Genomic DNA, 18,097 nt, shown 5'->3' with positions numbered 1-18,097 from the left:
GGTGAATTGCCTTCTATTTAACAGACCCGCCCTCCAGACAGAGACGCAACAGATCATCGACATGTGCGGTGGCCAGGCATTCAACAGTATCCGCGGCACCGTAATAGATTTTGACTTCCCCGGAATCCTCCAGAATCATGCCCCCGGGGAAAATAACATCATTGCGGAAGCCGCCGCTGGTTTCATAGGCGGCTTCCGGCGCGAGCAGCGGCGCAGCCGCCCTTCCGATAACCCGGCCAGGATCATGCAGATCCAGCAGCATAATGCCTGTGGTGTAGCGTTTTTTCCAGCTGTCCTCCCACCCGTTTTTGCCCCGGCTGCGGTCCAGATCGACCGCGTGGAACAAGGTTAGCCAGCCTTTGTCCGTCTTGACCGGCGGTGCGCCGGGACCCACCTTGTCATTGGCATAGGCCACTTCTTCAACCGTCAGCAGCAGGCGGGAATTCCCCCAGTACTTGAGGTCAGGCGAGTCGCTCATCCACATATCAAAACGGTCAATGCCGCCCCGGCTGTACACCGGCAGCGGACGCTCCAGCCGCACATATTTGCCCCCGATCAGCTCCGGGAACAGCACCATATTGCGGTTGTCCGGCAGGGACAGGCTCAGCACCTCGAAGGAGCGGAAATCCTCCGTCACCGCGATGCCGCCGCGCAGGCCATGCTTCGTATCCACTGCAAAACACATATAACATTGCCCGCCGATCACCGTCAAACGGGGATCATACACGCGGATAACCTCTTCATCATGCCAGGACCAGCATGGCTCCGGCTGCACCTCCCACTTGATTCCGTCATCGCTGAAGGCCAGGCCGAGATTCGTTGTGTGAAAGGGGGCAACGATTCCTTTGGCCTCATCGCCGTAGTCATTGCGGAAGACCATCACATATTTCCCTTTAAATTTCGTGACCCCTGCATTGAATACCATAGCCGGACCGTAAGGGACATCGCCGGGAGCCAGAATCGGATTCGCAGGATGCCGGGTAATGACCGGACTGGAGAATAAGGGCCCAACTGTAAAATCGCTCATATGATAATGCTCCTTCTATAGAGAATTGAATTTGTAGTCTATCAGCCTTTGACCGAACCGGCCGTCACCTGAATAAACGTCTTGTTCGCCAGAATATAGGCAAGCAGCATCGGCAGGATGGACAGGCACGCTCCCGCCATCATCAGATGGATCTGCATCGCCGCTGAGGAACCGTAACGGAGATTGGCCAGCCCTACGGTCAGCGTCTGGAGCTGCGGATTGGTCATTGTGAACACCAGCGGCAGAATGTATTCGTTCCACGCATGGCGGAAGGCGAACAGTCCGGCCACGCCAAGCCCCGGGGTCAGCAGCGGCAGAATAATGCGGAAGAAGGTGCGGATAAACCCGGAGCCGTCTACCATCGCTGCCTCATCAAGCTCGCGGGGAATGGCTTTGAAGAAGCCTTGAAGCATAAAAAACGTGCTGGAATGAGCACTGACCAGGATCAGGATCACGCCCCACAGTGTGGTATTCAGGTGCAGCGCGACCATCAGGTCAAACTGCGGGCGCAGCACGATGGCTCCTACGGATATGAACATCATCGATGCCTGAACCGTCACATACAGGGATTTGCCGGGAAAATCACGCCGGTCCACCACATAAGCCGCCATCGAAGCCACCAGCAGCGTGCCGACGGTAACCATGATGCTGACAAAAGCGCTGTTCCATGTGTAGCGGGCGAAATTGGCCTGCTTCCAGGCTTCGGCATAGTTGGCGAATTGCAGCTTGGACGGCAGCAGGCTGCCGCCGGTCATCATTTCCGCTCCGGTTTTCAGCGAGCCGGATACGGTCATGACCAGCGGAAACAAGGTCAGAACCGCTGTTGCCAATAAAAACAGCCACATGACCGTACGGCCGAGAATTCTGCCGGCATTGCCGGAGGGGCGGGCAGCCATCTTTTCCCGCACAGGGGGCTGTTGGGATAACACTTGTTCGTTCATCTTGTCACACCTCCAGTACGCCTGCAGCCGTTCATTGATAGTTCAGACTGCGGCGTTTTGATCAAATAGTAAGAATATTCGCAGATTTGGTGTCTAACGCGACTAATACACCTTGTTCATTTTGCGGCTCAGGAAGAAATACAGTCCGGTAATCGCTCCGACGATGACTGCGCTCGCGAAGCCTACGGCACTTCCGTACCCGAGCTGCTGGGCAACCGGTGAACCGGTGGATACCGGGAACAGCAGTTTATACAAGTAGAGGTACATGACCTCGGTTTTGCCGATCGGTCCGCCTTCCGTGATGACCATGATGCTCTCATAGCCTTTCAGGGAGGCGATAATCGCCAGCATGATGACCATCTGAGCAACCGGGGCCAGCATCGGAAGCGTAATGTTCCAGAACCGTCTTCCGGCGTTCGCGCCGTCAATGGCCGCGCTCTCGTATAAATCCTGCGGGATGCTCTGCAGTCCGGCCAGGAACAGCAGCATATAGTTGCCGACCGCCCCCCATACCGCCACGAGAATGACCGTGAGCATGGCATGCTTCGGACCCAGCCAGTCGACGGGCTGAGAGACCAGGTGCAGCTTCATCAGAACTGTATTAACCATCCCGTTATAGGAATTGAAGATGTTATAAAAAACAACAGAGATGACTGCGGTACTGATCACCGTAGGCATAAAGTAGATCCCCCGCAGCAGATTTCCGCCGCGCAGCCTGCCGTTCAGAATGACCGCCAGCAGCAGCGACAGCGGCAGCGTCAGCAGCAGCTTGCCCCCGGCAAAAATAAAGGTATTGCCGACAGATTCCCAGAACAGGCTGTCACGCATCAGCCGCCGGAAATTGTCCAGGCCCACGAACAGCGCATCGCCGTATCCGGCATAATCGTAGAACATGTAGCGCAGCATCCAGAACAAAGGATATATGCCGAGCGCAACCGTAAGAATAATGCTCGGGATCAGAAACAGGGAATTTTCCCCCAGCCGTTTCCATTTAATGCTCATGATTCATTCCTCCTTCGGGAAAAGAAAAGGGGCGTCCGCCAAGAAGTGCGCGGCAGCCCCATCCTTGCCTGTTATTCACCCTGCGGTTTGGTGGGATCAAAGGCAGGGTCCGGCGTTACTTTAACCTCGCCCTTTTCTACAGCTTTGGACAATGCGGCGTTATATCTTGTATTCAAATCCTCGGTGATTGCTTTGGCATCTCCCCCGGTAAGAATGTATTTGAAGAATGCATCCGCATAGTTAGAGCCTTCCGGAGTGACGCTTGGCGTTGCCGGCCAGAGAGAGTCATGTTCTCCGACCAGGAAACCTTCCATGCCTTTGATGTCCGGGTTTTTCGCTTGTTCCACAATGCTTGGCACAACGGCAATCCCGAAGCCTTTTTCATGATAAGTCTTCAGAACCTCGTCGCCGTACATATACTGCATGAATTTCCAGGCTGCATCCTGGTTAGCCGATTTGGCGCTGATGCCGAGCCAGGTACCGGCGGACACGATTTCGGAAGTTCCCTTGATCTGGCCGTCAAGCGTTGGCGCCAGAGCCCCTGCCCAGTTGATTTCTGTCGGGAACTGGTCCTTGTATACCCCCGGCTCCGTCGAGAAGGAGAGGTACATGCCGATTTTGCCTGCCGCGAACTGGGCGCGCAGCGGATCGATATCCAGCGTTTCAGCGCCCGGCAGAACACTGCCGTCTTTGTACATTTGCTTGAAATATTCAATGACCTGCGAGTAAGGTGCGAAATCAAACTGGCCCGTCTTTAGATCAAAGCCTAAGCCCTGATAACCGCTCAGCGAGAGAATCTCCCGGATGGAACGGTCGAAGGCCTGCTTCGGATTTTTGAAGTTCAGCGCGAAGCCGTAAATGCCCTCGGATTTGCCGGCTTCAGTAATCTTCTTGGCGTCGTCCACCATTTCCTGAAGGGATACCGGAGGATTCTGAATGCCGGCTTTGGCGAAGATATCCTTGTTGTAGACCAGACGCATAGTCAGACCGGTATTTGGCAGAGAGTAGAGCTTGCCGTCAAAACGGTTGACGTTGTCGAGCATGAGGCTGCTGAATTTGGTTTTCATATCATCGGTAAGATAGGAATCAACCGGTGCCAGATATCCTTTTTTGACAAACTCGGAGGTGTTGGCGCTCTTCAGCCGGAGCACATCCGGCGCCTGGTTGCTGGAGAAGGCGATATCGACGCTTTGCGTGTAATTCTCGGACATGACCGTCAATTCCACCTGAATGTTGTCGCTATTGGTTTCATTGAATTTGTTGATCAGTTCCTTGATATATTCCTGGTCATGACGGTCGTCGGTCCAGTACTTGAGCTGTACAGGCCCGCTTTTGGCCGTATTGCCGCCTGCCTCGGCTGAGGGACTTGCTGTGCTGCCTCCAGCCGCTCCATTCGCCGCACCGCTGTTTCCGCTGTTGTTTCCGTTACCGCCGCAGCCGGCGATTCCGGCTGCCAGCATGAGGCTCAGGCTGAGACCCAACCATTTTTTCTGCATACGTTCTACCCCTTTGATTAACATTTGTATTGTGAACTCATCTATCATTATAGGCCCCTGCCCGGACGAAGGGAGTGTGGCAGACTCACTCTCCAGGGATAGAATTCTATGGTCTGTGAAGCTGTCCCTTACCTCTCCGGCTGGTCCGGATGATAGCCCGCCCTGAACTCCGTCGGGGTCTGGCCGGTGATTTTCTTGAACATCTCGCTGAAATATCTGCGCTCCTCATAACCCACAGCAGAAGCCACTTCCTGCACCTGCGCTCCCTCCACCAGCAGCGCCTTCGCCTTCTGGATGCGCTCCGAGGTCGTAAACTGCGTGACCGTCATCCCGGTCACCTTCTTGAACAGGCTGGAAAAATAGCTGGCGCTGAGGTGGACATGAGCCGCACATTCGCCGACGGTGATGTCTTCCGGCAAGCGGCTTTTGATGTAGTCAATGGCTTCATAGATCACCTTCTGCCCTTCGGACAGGCTGTTCTGCCGGACGAGTCCGGCTCCCTCTGTGCACAGTGCCAGCAGCTGCCGCTGCAGGGAGGCCAGCGGCAGCCCCGCCGTTCCCTGCACCGCCCTGAACTTCTGGATCAGAGGCTGAATGTCCCGGTACGGAACCAATTCATAAAAGGTGCGGATCGCCGAGGCCGCCAGCTCGTCGTACAGGCTGAGAAGATAATCGGGATTCTGCCGGGAGATGAGGGGATGCAGTGTCTCGGCGATGGCCGACAGAATTGCGTCAGCCCGTCCGGCATTGCCGGAACGCAGCGCCAGCAGCAGTTCATCCTTGTACTCCAGGGCCAGCGGCTCCTGGCTCCCGGTCTGGTGCAGGTCATCATACATAATGGCCGCGTTGCCTTCTGTGAACAGGTGATGGGCCAGCGCCCGGTGGGCCTGGCGGTAGGAATCTGGCAGCTCGCTTGTCTCCTCCACTCTGCCGCCGACCCCGACTGATACCGTGAACTTGGTATAACGCTCAATATTCCGGCAGCACTGCTCCGCAATTTCAATGGGACTGACCGGGCCGGTATCGTTCATCACAGCCAGGTACCGATTATGGCGGGCCCGGAACACGGCACAGCCCGCATATTCTGCAATCGTCTCCTGGGTGATGTTGAGCAGGGAGAAGCGGATCAGCTCCACTTCACGGATAGACAGCTCGGCCACCTGCTCCTGAAAACGGTCGATTTCGATCAGCATCACCACGAATCCGCGCGGATTCAGTTCAATGTTCAGGAACTCCCAGCGCCCCGCCGCCTGTTCCCAGGACGTACGGTGGCTCACGAGCAGTGTAAAGTATTCCTGGCGCAGCACCGGCATACTCTCGCGCAGCTTGATCTCCATTTCTCTGAGGCTGAGCCGCCTGGATCTCTCCTCAAGGATCTCAGCTTTGGCCCGCAGCACTGCCGCCATGATATCCTCTTCGGAGAAAGGCTTCACCACAAAATCAAAAGCTCCCAGCTGCACCGCCTGCTGCGCATATTCAAAATCGGCATAGCCGCTGATCAGGATCACCTTGCAGCTGCGGTTGTCCTCCAGGACCGCACGCAGCATGCTCAGCCCGTCCATTCTGGGCATCCGGATATCCGTGATGACCAGATCCGGCCGCACTTCGGTGATCAGCTTCAGCCCCTCCTCGCCATTGCCCGACACCCCTGCAACCTGAATCCCCTGATCTTCCCAGCTCATGGCGGTAAGGCCATCCACTACGCTTTTAATGTCATCGATAATGCAGAGACTGACCGTCTCGTGATTGTACATGTTAATGCTCCCCTTTCTTGGGTACAGAAATCCGTACTTCTGTTCCGCGCCCAGCTGCGCTGTCCACGTAGAATTCCGCACTGTCCCCGTAATACAGCTGAAGCCGCCGGATCAGATTGGACACGGCATACCCCTTCTCCGATTCCTGCCAAAAAAGCGCGCGCACCTGGTCCTCCTCCATGCCGCTGCCGTTATCACGCACGGCAAGCACCCAGCGTTCCCCGTCCCCGGCAATTTCGATTTCGATGCGGCCTCCGCTTTCGAGATCACGGAAGCCGTGCAGAATGCTGTTCTCAACCAGCGGCTGCAGAATGATCCGGGGAATGGACAGCGCAGCCAGCTCCGGTTCGCGGACATGAATCTCATAATGGAATAAGCCTTCATAACAGCTCGACTGCAGCTCCAAATACTGGCGCACATGCTCCAGTTCCTTGGATAAGGTTGTGATTTCCTGGCCTTTGTTCAGCCCCAGCTGGAACAGGCGGGAGAGCGACAGGACCATTTTCTGCGACGGCTCAACCTGCTTCAGATTAAGTTTCCAGTAAATCGTGTTCAGGGTATTGTACAGAAAATGCGGGTCCATCTGTGCTGACAGCGCCTTGATCTCCGCTGAGCGCTTATGTGTTTCAGCCTCGGTGACCTCCCCGATCAGCACAACAATCTGTTCCAGCATCCGGTTGAACCGGAAGCCCACCTGGGCCAGCTCATCCCCGCTGCCGCTCTCAAAACGGGCCGACAGATCGTTGCTCTCCACCCGTTTCATCACCTTCATCAGCCCCTGCAGCGGCACCAGCAGATAACCCGTAAATGCCCCGGAGATCAGTGTAGTGACGGTGAAGGCCGCCAGGGCTACCGCGCCGATCAGCCATTTGACATAGACCATATCCTTCAGCACACTGGCCTGGGACTGGATGGTGGTCATCGTCCAATCTGCAATGCCGAGATGGGCATAATTAAGCAGATAGGTTTTCCCGTCCAGGTCGAAGGACTGGTTGCCCTCCGGGCTTTTCATCATGCCGCTGAGATTTCCGCCGTCTACCGCCTGCCGGACGAGCGGTTCTTTTACCGGGTATACCGTCTTCCCTTCTGCATTCAGCAAAAAACTGGCCGCTCCAGCCCCGGTGTCCCCCTGCACCAGCTTGCGGAAGCCGTCTTCACGGATATTCACGACAATATAGACGCCGCTGACCGGTGTGTCAAAAATCGGCTCCAGGATCAGCGAGATGACACGGTCTTTGCCGGAGAACAGCATATCCTCATGGCCTTCTACCCAGATGTTTTTTTGCTCCTGTTCGATGCGGCCGTATAGAAAGGTATCCTTGAACGAGGTGAGCCGGTTGCGGTTCATCGACGACGGGTAGAATTCGCCGATTGGCGTAGAAACATAAATGGACTGGATCAGCGGCTCGGCAATCCGCGCCTGCGAGAAAACGTTATCAAGATCGTTCAGATGCGTGTAATACCGGCTGGTGTCCCCGGCGGCGGCATCCTTCAGCATGTCATGAAAGGGCTGGCTGATCATGAATGTCATCATAATCAGCATCAGCTTGTTCAGTTTCTCATCCACAATCTGCGCGGATCTTACGACCGTGTCCTGTGTAAGCTTCAGGGCATTTTTCTCCAGGGTGGCCGCCGAGATGTAATAGGACAGCCCTCCGGTCATCAGCACCGAGAGCAGGATGACGGCCAGAAATGCGATTTTGAGTTTGCTGCGGAACGATTGCCTGCGGAGATAGTCCAAGCTTTTCACGCCTTCCCTTAAAGTCTCTATGCTACGATTATGTCACTCCAGGCCCTAATTCGACAATGTGCGGCGCAGAGGACAGTGAAATGACCGTATGTCGGCCGTGGTTTCACCGTATGCCCCCCTTAACAGGAACAGCGGCAGCCACGGACAATAACGTCCTGGACTACCGCTGTTTTATCAAACTATGATGTTCCGGTGGGCAGACCGGGGGATGTTAATGACGGCGCTTTTCCCTCTTCAGAATGGACTCGGTATGGTTCAGCATCCGATTCAGGTGATTCCGCCGGCCTGTTCTATCCGGTACGCCCGTCTTCAATGCATCGCGGATGGGGACAACCTCAGTCATTGTGCTGCCGCTTGCCATTCTCCGATCCACGCCAGTCGGGATGTAATTGACGTTAGTGATATTCGTGTTTCCTTTTTGATCCTTTTGAATGGTGAGATTAAGAATGATTCCGCTTTGTGTATAAGGAATATTCATAAGTTTAGTCGACACAAAGTTCCCCAGCGAATAAATCACAAATTTTTTCTTTCCCCGGGATTCCATGGGCTGGAGAACATGCGGATGAGATCCCAGAATGATGTTGGCGCCATGTTTAAAGAAGAGGTTCACCAGCTGTTTTTGCCTCTTGTTGGGAGTATAGTGATATTCGTTCCCAAAATGCAAATACAGCAGGACCAGATCGACTTTCTTTTTTAATTTCCGGATCTCCCGGCTGATTTTGCCGGTTTCGATCCGATTGACGAGCCACGGCCGGTTCGCCGGTACGGGAATCCTGTTGGTTCCTGCCGTATAGGAGAGGATTCCGATCTTAATCCCTTTTACATTTTTGATCAGAACTTGCTTGGATTCTTCCAATGATCTGGATGTACCGGTATGGCTGATTCCATTGCGGTCCAGCACCTGCAGCGTCCGGATCAGACCCGGGGTTCCATAATCCATGCAGTGATTGTTCGCCGTCACTAAGACATCGAACCCGGCTTTTTTTAGCGCAGGAGCCAGTTCATCCGGGCACTTGAATATCGGGCCGGAAGACCGTAGCGTTCTCCGGGAGTTTGGCCCGTTTCCGGCAAAGGTGGTTTCGAGATTTCCGATCGTCAAATCTGCCTGTTTCAGATATGGAGCCACTTTTGCAAACAAGGCGTCGAACGAATGGGTACCGTCAGACCGTCTGGCCTCCGAAATAATGTAACGTTTGACCATAAGGTCTCCCACAGCGGCTATTTGTATTTCCGTCATTCCGTTCACCCTTTTGGCTTTTTCAATAGGATATGACAGAAAGCTGTTATGGGTTAATGTACTCAGATTCCGATGCTTCTCCGTTCAATGCCGGCAACCGGCACGACGTGCTATTTCTAAGCAGCATAAGGCTGCTGCTTGTCCTAGAATGAGAATTATAGTTCATTAAGGGAACGGAGATAATATGCAAAAAACGCATCAACCAAAAACTATACAGTCTATTTAGCCCGCGCGCGCTGAATTCAGAGGTATTTTTACCTCTCATTCCGCCATTTAGCCCGCACGTGCGGTATTCAGAGGTATTTTTACCTCTCATTTCGCCATTTAGCCCGTGTGGGCCGAAATCAAAGGTATTTTTACCTCTCATTCCGCCATTCAGCCCGTGTGGGCTGAATTCAGAGGTATTTTTACCTCTCATTCCTCATTTAGCCCGCGCGCGTCGAATTCAGAGGTACTTTTACCTCTTACTACACAGTTAGAGTTCGGGGGCAAGCTTAAAAGAAGACAAACATGATCTTATCAGCAACTCAATCAGCAATCCGCTTCTGCACCGGGGAACTAATACTGTACCGCCCAATCCGCGATACAGCCAAAGAGCCGCTCCGTGCAACCGAGTGGCTCTTTGCTGTAGCTGAGGTTAGTTCCCATCTAACAAGTTATTTTCACGCAACAATGGGCAGTCTGTACTAAGCCTGCTCTACATAGATAAGCGGAGAAGCCGCCAGTCCAAACTTTACAAAAGCGTACCGCGTCTGATACACATGCGTATCCTTATCCAGGTCCTTGTCGGTCCAGCCCGGCTTATCCTTATAGCTGTCCGGCCCAACCTTGTAAACTTCACCTTTGATATGATGATGCGGTCCCAGCAGATTGCGGCAGCTGCCCGTCAGCTCCAGTTCAATGACGTTGCTCCCGCTGTGCAAAAAGGAAGAAATGTCTGCGTCATACGGCTCCCACAGGAAGCTGCGCACCTCCGCCCCGTTGATGAACAGCTTGGTTACTATTGCGTCAGGGGGGGATTGAAAGAACCATTGTGCTCCCGAAGCTCGCGCTGCATCAAGTTCCAGCGTCTGCCGTAAACGGAGGCTGCCGGAAAAGAACGGGAAACCCTGCCGGGTCAAATCTCCCGTCTGCACCTGCCGGGCCGGCTCCATCAATTGAAAAGGCCCTTCAGTACATACCGCTCTCCGCTCCCCGTCCGTGAACCCCGAACCGGAATGGACTCCAAAATCGCCGAGCAGATAAATGCTCTCCAGCTCCTGATCGATCGTCAGCTTGTTGCCTTCTGCTTCAAATGCCTTGGCCCGTGCCAGCCGATCCGCGATTTCCTGCGAGCTGTGGAATTCCATTCTCAGGACAAGCGTGTTCCGTCCAGCAGCCGCCAGGCCGCTAATATCGATGGTTCTGAACGAGATATCCCGCCACCAGCCGCTGCCGGCCGTCTCTACCCTGGCCCCGTTCAGCTCAACCTCCAGCTCCTCCGGCCGTTCGATTACGAGATACAACTCCCGCTGCCTCGCGGTATCGAAGCCGACTGCAAATGCAAATTCCAGTTCCGCCGTCACTGTCCGGCCATAAGCCAGCAGCTGTTCCTGGATAAATATCACAGGCTGCAGCTCCGACCATTCACCGCCATCTACCCGAAGGCGGGCGTTGTCCAGCGTCAAGCTGTTGAGATCGGCATGCACGATTTCCCAATCCGCTGCAAGCTCCACCGGCGAACGTTCTTGGTTATCCGATTGTTCCCGCACACTCCCGTAATCCCCAGTGATTGGGGCTGAACCCGTAAACGGATCGACCTTCAGCATATAGGACTGGCCGGGATGCAGCGGGAGCTGCAGGCGCACGCCCTGTGGCTGTAGTTTCTGCCCCATCTGCTTCTGCCCCGCCTGCACCTGCTCCTGCTCCGGTAGTTCCTGCTCCAGTAGTTCCTGCTCCATTTGATCACGCTCCAGCGGCTCCAGCTCCATTAGATCACGCCCCAACAGTTTCTGCTCCAGCGGACGGATCTCTCCTGTTTCCAGATCTACCAGTGAAACTGTACCCTGGCGGGTCAGCTGTATATTCAGCAGCGGGTAGAACTCCGTGCCGGAGTTCACCACATAATGCAGAATCGAACCTGCAAGCTCCAGCGTCCGCACATTGAGTGTATCCGCAGCAACGGGTTCACCGTTCCCGCCGGATATCTGGAGAGATGGTCCTGCCCCGGCAGACACCGCCCGGCACAATGCCTCGCAGCTCCATTCCGGCAGGACCGCTGCCTCCATGAAGCGTGCAAACTCTGCATCCTCCTGCCCGTCAACCAGCACCGGATAAGGCTCAAAAGCAATCAGCGTCCCGCCCTGTGCAGAAAATTCCCGAAGCAGCTCTGCCGTACGCCGGTCCACCGTCACACTTGGCGGCACTATGACTACGCGGTATGCCGCTTCGCCGACGATGAAGCTGCCGCCGCTGACCCGGCCATGTCCGGCGATAATGCCCTCGCTGCCATAGTCATGCTCAATCAGGCTTTGGCACAGCCATCTGGTGAGCCGGGCGAATGCCTCATGATAAGGGATCACGGCGGAATAATCTCCGCCGCGCTGCAGCGTCCAGGCTGTGCGCACCGGATGCAGCAGAAGCACCTCCGCCTGGGCGGCGCCTTCGGACAGCAGCAGGGACAGCCGGGCGAAATAGTCGTTGAAGTTTTTGTATTCACTCCACCACGGCTGCTGATAGAACAGGGAAGGCGGGTAATCCCGCTTGCGCAGCCCCCTTAAGGAATAGCCCTGCAAATGCTGGCACAGCAAATTGATGCCATGCACGAACTGCCACTCGCCGATCCGCTTGAGATCGGCAAAGCTGACGTTCCAGCCGGAGCAGCCGAAGCTCTCGGTGATGGCCCGCTTTTTGCCGAGCTGGCGGGCCACCGAGCTGACCTGCTTCGGCACCATGGCATCGTTTCCGACGAACCGGCCCAGCCAGTCGCAGCCGGGAATCTGCAGATGCTCATAGAAGGCCATCGGATCGCCGACGGAGGTCACTTGATGCATCAGCTCCTGCTCATCGACGACATGTCCGGTCGCCGACCAGCCCTTGCCTGCGCACCAGTCGCCGATTTGCTTGGCATAGGCCTGCGTGAACATAAAGGTTACGGTCTCCCAGTAAGCGTATCTGGCCCTGCTTGCGCCCATCGTATCCAGGAAGAGAGCCGGCAGAACCTCCTTCACGTTGCCGCCATGTCTTCTGATGAACATATCCTCCAGCTCAAAAGACCAGGGAAGCGCGCCGCGTCCAAACTGCGGCTCATCCGTGAATATCCCGCTCAGCTCCCCGCCGTATTTTTCTCCGAACTGCTTCCAGTAGCGCTCATAGGTGCTGTCGATAAATTCTTTTACAGCCATAGAACTGAGTGTATCCGTATAGTAAGGATTCACATCATAGCTGATTCGAAGATCAGCACGGGCTTCTTCACCCGGAGGCAGCAGCCGGTAGTCCGCTCCCCCGTCCGGTCCAGCGGCGTACCAGCCGATGATCCGTTCCGCTGGAACATCCTCAAATGGAGCCTGTTCACAGACCAGCCGTTTCTGCTGATAGTCCAGTCCTTTGGCGGGAACCTTCCCGTCTGCAAAACCGCTGGGCCAACCGTTCTCGTCATAGAACCAGGCGTTCATCCCCAGCTCGCGGCTTTTCTCAATCGAAGTGCGGATGGCCTCCATCCATTCTTCGCCCATGTACGGCGTTTGCAGCCCGCCCCGGGCATGCATGAAAAAGCCGCCTATTCCCGCCCGGTGCATCTCTTCAATCTGCCGCTCCAGCTCCTCTTTCTCAAGCAGGTCATTCCAGGACCAAAGCGGAACGGAGCGGTAGGCGGCAGGCGGGTTTTTCAAGGTATCCCACGGGTTCAATATCCTGTTCGTCTCTCGGTTCGTCATCCCGTTCGTTTCCCCGTTCGTCATCCTCGCTATCAGCCTTTAAGGCACAGGGAGACCAGATCATCTACATGCGCGGTAGCAAGGCATTCAATCGTATCCGCAGAGCCGTAGTAGATTTTGACTTCGCCGTTATCCTCCAGAATCATGCCGCCCGGAAAAATAACGTTGTTGCGGAAGCCGCCGTCAATCTCATAGCTGGTCTCTGGTGCGAGCAATGGCTGTTTATACATGCCAAGAATCTTTTTGGGATTGTCCAGATCCAGCAGCATGATGCCTGCAGTATACCGCTTCTTCCAGGCTGGCTCCCAGCCGTGCTTGCCGCGTGAAGGGTCAATATCCACCGCATGGAAGGTCGTCAGCCAGCCCTTATCCGTCTTCACCGGAGGCGCGGCAGGGCCCACTTTGTCATTGGCGAAAGGCACATGCTCCACAGCGAGCAGCAGGTCGGAATTGCCCCAATATTTCAAATCGGGAGATTCCGAAATCCAGGTGTCAAAACGGTCCTTGCCGCCCCGGCTGTACACAGTAAACGGACGCTCCAGGCGGACGTAATTGCCGCCTATTTTTTCCGGGAACAGAACCATGTTGCGCAAATCGGGCGAAGACAGGCTGAGGATCTCAAACTCCTCAAAATCATCCGTTACCGCAATCCCGCCCCGGATGCCATGCCGGGTATCCACGGCAAAACACATATAGCAGCGGTCCCCAATCACCGTCAAACGCGGGTCGTAGGCGCGGATAATCTCTTCGTCATGCAGCTTGAAGCATTTCTTGGGACTGGCCTCCCAGTGAATTCCGTCATCGCTGAAGGCGATCCCCAGGTCGGTGGTATGATGCGGCTCAATCGTCTGATCAGCAAGCGAGCCATAATCGTTGCGGAACACCATCACATACTTGCCTTTGAATTTGGTCACACCTGCATTGAACACAAGCGCAGTGTTATAGGGAACCTTAGACGCGTCCAGCACCGGATTGCCTTCATAGCGGTGAATCACCGGACTGGATGTTAGAATTGCGGGAACCTGAACTGTCATGCTGTAAACCTCCTGATTATTGACTAGTAGGATTAGTCAGAGTCTCAAAAATACCTCTATTTCCATTGTTATACGCAGTTTCGATAGTTAATAGCAGTGTCAGCGAATGCCGGAGCGGGCGCTTACCCCTTCAGGGAACCGGCCGTCATCTGCATAAAGGATTTATTGGCAAACACATAGGCTATGAGAATCGGCAGAATGGACAAGCAGGCACCGGCCATCATGTAGTGGGTCTGCGAGGCGGCGGAAATGCCGTATTTCAGGTTCGCCAAACCAACGGTAAGTGTCTGCAGCTCCGGCTTCGTCATCGTGAACACGAGCGGCAGCAGGTATTCATTCCATGCGCCGCGGAAGGTGAACAAAGCTCCAACCCCAAGGCCGGGACCCAGCAGCGGCAGGATAATGGTCCAGAAGGTGCGGCCCAGCGAACTTCCGTCGATCCGTGCAGCTTCGTCCAGCTCACGCGGAATGCCTCTCATAAAGCTCAGCAGGATAAAAAAGATCGAAGCATGCGCGGAGATCAGAATCAGAATGACACCCCACAGCGAGCTGTGCAGATGCAGCTTGACCATCAGATCGAACTGCGGACGCAGCACCACTGCCCCAACGGCGACAAACATCGTGAACGACTGAATGCCAACATAAATTTTTTTGCCGAAAAAATCCATCCGGTCTACCACATAAGCAGCCATGGAAGCTACCAGCAGCGTACCGGCTACCGTGGACAGTGACACGATCAGACTGTTCACCGTATAGGTGGAGAAATTGGCCTGGTCCCAAGCTTCGGCGTAGTTGGAGAAATGCCACTTGCTTGGCAGAAAGGTTGCGCCTGTAGTCAATTCACTGTTTGTTTTGAACGAGCCGAGTATGGTAATTACAACAGGGATCAAGGTTATAAAGGCGAATGCCAGCAAAAAGATCCATAAAACCGTCTTTCCCGTTATCTCTTTTGTTCTCATGTCACATCTCTCCTCAATCAATCCGATTCATTCGTCTGGAGGCGTAGAAATAGATCAGCGAAATCATTCCCACGATAACTGCAGACACAAACGCGACTGCACTGCCATATCCAAACTCCTGCACCTGGGTGGAGGCTGCGCTGCCGCCGACCGGAAAGAACAGTTTATACAGGTAAAGGAACATTACTTCCGTTTTACCGGCAGGACCGCCTTCGGTGAGTACCATTATGCTCTCATAGCCCTTCAGCGCATTGATAATTGCCAGCATGATGACCATCTGCAGCACAGGTCCCAGCATCGGCAGGGTGATGAAGCGGAACTGCTGTATTTTATTGGCTCCGTCCAAAGAAGAGCTCTCGTAAACATCCTCGGGAATATTCTGGAGTCCAGCCAGGAACAGCAGCATATAGTTGCCGACCGCGCCCCACACCGCTACCAGAATGACCGTAAGCATGGCATGCTTCGGACCCAGCCAGTCAATGCCGGAGGATGAAATGTTAAATTTGATCAGGAACTGGTTCAGAATTCCGTTATATGAGTTGAAGATGGTAAAAAAAACCACAGCCATGACGGCTGTACTGATTACCGTAGGCATAAAAAAGACTGCCCGCAGCAGCTGTCTGCCCCTGATCTTGCGGTTCAGAATCGCTGCCAGCAGCAGGGACAGCGGGATCGAGAGCAGCAGCTTGCCTCCCGCATACACAAATGTATTCACGACCGAGTTCCAAAACTCTGTATCGCGCAAAATCCGGCTAAAATTATCGAGGCCGATGAACCGGGCAGTTCCATAGCCCTTGTAGTTGTAGAACATGTAGCGGAATGCCCAGGCAATCGGGTAAATTCCCAGCACCAGCGTGAGCAGTGCGCTCGGCAGCAGAAAGCTGTAGGCAAAAGCGGCATTCTTGGATTTGTTCATGGGTTCTTCCAGGCTCCTTTCCTGTCTTGCAGCAGACCGGTGAGGATAGGGGGGAATCCCCCCCTCCCCAGGTCATCTCTATAAACCGCTCGAATTAGCTTGCCTTAACTTATTTGGCAAATTTGCCGGCAAGCGCGGCCGGGTCAAAACTTGGGTCCGGTTCTGCCTTCAGGCCGTCATTTTTGATCGCATCATCCAGTGCAGCGTTGTAGCGCTTGTTCAGATCGGAGATGGTGGCATCCAAATCTCCGCCGTTCAGCATGTATTTGAAGAAAGCGTCATCTGATTTCATGCCTTCTGGCGCCACTGATGGATATACCGGCCATACGCCGTCATATTGGTTCGGCAGGAAACCTTCGATACCGTTGACCTCCGGTGTTTTGGCTGCAGCGCTGATGGAAGGAACCATCGAGATGCCAAAGCCTTTTTCCTGATAGGTTGTCAGCATTTGATCGCTGTACATGTACTCCATGAACTTCCAGGCAGCATCCTTATGCTTGGACTTGGAGCTCAGAGCCAGCCATTGTCCGCCGAGGAAGCCGGAAGCTCCCTTGACCTTGCCGTCAATCGTTGGAGCGGGTGCCGCAGCCCAGTCGATTTTGGCCGGAAACTGTGTGCTGTAAACGCCAGGTTCTGAGGAGTAGCTGAGGTACATCCCGATCTTGCCTTCGGCAAACTGTGCCCGCAGCGGGTCGATATCCAGCGATTCCACACCCGGCAGCATGCTGCCGTCGTCCCTGATCTGCTTGAAGGCCTCAATAATGGGCTTGAAGCCGCTGAAGTCAAAACGTGCTGTTTTGAAATCATAACCAAAGCCGCCGAACCCGCTCATCTCAGCAATGACACGGGCCGAACGCCCAAATGCGCTGGCCGGACTTTTGAAATTCTGTGCAAAGCCGTAAGCGCCGTCCGCTTTGCCCGCAGCAGTCAGCTTCTTGGCGGTATCCACCAATTCCTGCAGAGTGGTTGGAGGATTCGTAACCCCCGCTTTGGCAAACAGATCCTTGTTGTAGATCAGGCGCATGGTTGTCCCGTAGTTCGGCAGACTGTAGCGTTTGCCGTCAAAGATGTTCAGATCCGTCATCTCTGGAAATTTCGCCTTCATGTCATCTGACAGATATTCATCGATTGGAGCGAGATACTCTTTTTTATAAAAGGTGCCGATGGTGTTCTCCTTCACCCGGATTACATCCGGAGAGTCGGAAGTCTGAAAGGACAGGTCCAGTGCAGTATCGAAATCGTCACCCTTGACAACCAGCTCCACCTCAATGCCGTCGGTGTTCGTTTTGTTGAATTCGGCTACCTTCTCTTTCACAAATTCAGCGTCATGGCGGTCACCCGTCCAGTAAGTGATTTTGGTTTTTTCGCCCGATGCCGCTCCCGCGTCTGATGTTTTCCCCGCGTTTGAGGCCTCTCCGGAATTTTCAGCGGTATTGGAGTTGCCGCAAGCGGCCAGGCCGAATGCCAGTACCGCGCTTAGTGAAGTCAGAAGCAGTTGTTTCTTCATTTCTGTTAGCCCCCTTAAATGTTCAAAGCTGTGTTTGCCTTACACCCTGATTATAGGGCAGGCCATGCATCTGCATAATGCGGGTAAACCCACATTAAGGGCAGAAATTTGCTGGACTCCACGCCAAACGGGGATGGACCCCGCAGCATCAGCGGATCGTCCATCCCCGTGGGTTCGTAAATTATAGAGCGCCCATCTCACGGGCGGCGCGGTCCGCGTTGGCCCGGCGGCGACGCTGCGCTGGGGCGGTAGGGGGCGGTTTGGTGCCCCCTTCAGCTTATACATCACCCGGTCAGCAAGTGGAAAAAGGGAACTTATTTCTCACCCAAATCAACAATTTTGAGATCTAAGTGGAAAAAGGAAACTTATTTAGGCATCATTACTACGTCAGGAGCGAAATGAGCTGAATTAGTTAACCTTTTTCCACTTAAATTGCGGAGAAGCATGATGCTTGAGTAAATTAGTTAACCTTTTTCCACCTAACCCAGCCAACGAAGCCGAGAAGATACTCAATGCTTCTTACACAAACTTCTGATGCTACCCATGGCAAGCCTATTACG

At 54.4% G+C, this 18,097-nt stretch carries 12 protein-coding genes; all 12 read right to left on the bottom strand.

The window, feature by feature from the left end:
• Nucleotides 1-13: 13 nt before the first annotated feature.
• The 12 genes from PRIO_RS09465 to PRIO_RS09410 all read right to left on the bottom strand — a co-directional run bounded on the left by PRIO_RS09465 (nucleotide 14) and on the right by PRIO_RS09410 (nucleotide 17,537).
• The gene (locus tag PRIO_RS09465) at nucleotides 14-1,027 is read right to left on the bottom strand and encodes a glycoside hydrolase family 130 protein (protein WP_020429613.1); all 1,014 of its coding nucleotides are present in this window, start codon (nucleotides 1,025-1,027) and stop codon (nucleotides 14-16) included.
• A 41-nt stretch (nucleotides 1,028-1,068) separates the two neighbouring features.
• Nucleotides 1,069-1,968 carry a carbohydrate ABC transporter permease gene (locus PRIO_RS09460; protein ID WP_020429614.1) on the bottom strand — a complete coding sequence of 300 codons (900 nt, stop codon included), beginning with the start codon at nucleotides 1,966-1,968 and terminating at the stop codon, nucleotides 1,069-1,071.
• Between the two features lie 102 nt (nucleotides 1,969-2,070).
• A complete protein-coding gene (locus PRIO_RS09455; protein WP_020429615.1) occupies nucleotides 2,071-2,970 on the bottom strand; it encodes a carbohydrate ABC transporter permease in 900 nt (299 codons plus the stop codon).
• A gap of 71 nt (nucleotides 2,971-3,041) precedes the next feature.
• Nucleotides 3,042-4,466 (bottom strand): ABC transporter substrate-binding protein, encoded by a 1,425-nt coding sequence (locus tag PRIO_RS09450; RefSeq protein ID WP_020429616.1) that lies wholly within the window; start codon nucleotides 4,464-4,466, stop codon nucleotides 3,042-3,044.
• Between the two features lie 128 nt (nucleotides 4,467-4,594).
• Nucleotides 4,595-6,220 (bottom strand): response regulator, encoded by a 1,626-nt coding sequence (locus tag PRIO_RS09445; protein ID WP_046502033.1) that lies wholly within the window; start codon nucleotides 6,218-6,220, stop codon nucleotides 4,595-4,597.
• A gap of 1 nt (nucleotide 6,221) precedes the next feature.
• Nucleotides 6,222-7,970, bottom strand: coding sequence for a cache domain-containing sensor histidine kinase (locus tag PRIO_RS09440; RefSeq protein WP_231869850.1), 1,749 nt, complete (start codon nucleotides 7,968-7,970; stop codon nucleotides 6,222-6,224).
• 211 nt (nucleotides 7,971-8,181) lie between these two features.
• Complete coding sequence (locus PRIO_RS09435; protein WP_052741436.1) at nucleotides 8,182-9,207, bottom strand: CapA family protein; 1,026 nt, start codon at nucleotides 9,205-9,207, stop codon at nucleotides 8,182-8,184.
• A 686-nt stretch (nucleotides 9,208-9,893) separates the two neighbouring features.
• Nucleotides 9,894-13,121, bottom strand: coding sequence for a glycosyl hydrolase (locus tag PRIO_RS09430; RefSeq protein WP_167345599.1), 3,228 nt, complete (start codon nucleotides 13,119-13,121; stop codon nucleotides 9,894-9,896).
• Between the two features lie 32 nt (nucleotides 13,122-13,153).
• Nucleotides 13,154-14,155 carry a glycoside hydrolase family 130 protein gene (locus tag PRIO_RS09425; protein ID WP_020429622.1) on the bottom strand — a complete coding sequence of 334 codons (1,002 nt, stop codon included), beginning with the start codon at nucleotides 14,153-14,155 and terminating at the stop codon, nucleotides 13,154-13,156.
• 122 nt (nucleotides 14,156-14,277) lie between these two features.
• Nucleotides 14,278-15,114, bottom strand: coding sequence for a carbohydrate ABC transporter permease (locus PRIO_RS09420; protein ID WP_020429623.1), 837 nt, complete (start codon nucleotides 15,112-15,114; stop codon nucleotides 14,278-14,280).
• Between the two features lie 13 nt (nucleotides 15,115-15,127).
• Nucleotides 15,128-16,030, bottom strand: coding sequence for a carbohydrate ABC transporter permease (locus PRIO_RS09415; protein ID WP_020429624.1), 903 nt, complete (start codon nucleotides 16,028-16,030; stop codon nucleotides 15,128-15,130).
• Between the two features lie 109 nt (nucleotides 16,031-16,139).
• Nucleotides 16,140-17,537 carry an ABC transporter substrate-binding protein gene (locus PRIO_RS09410; protein ID WP_020429625.1) on the bottom strand — a complete coding sequence of 466 codons (1,398 nt, stop codon included), beginning with the start codon at nucleotides 17,535-17,537 and terminating at the stop codon, nucleotides 16,140-16,142.
• Nucleotides 17,538-18,097: the final 560 nt, after the last annotated feature.

Origin of the sequence: Paenibacillus riograndensis SBR5, from assembly GCF_000981585.1 — a bacterium.
Taxonomy (GTDB): domain Bacteria; phylum Bacillota; class Bacilli; order Paenibacillales; family Paenibacillaceae; genus Paenibacillus_AQ; species Paenibacillus_AQ riograndensis.
The sequence above is the reverse complement of the archived record's forward strand: the minus strand, read 5'-3'. Positions and strand labels throughout refer to the sequence as shown.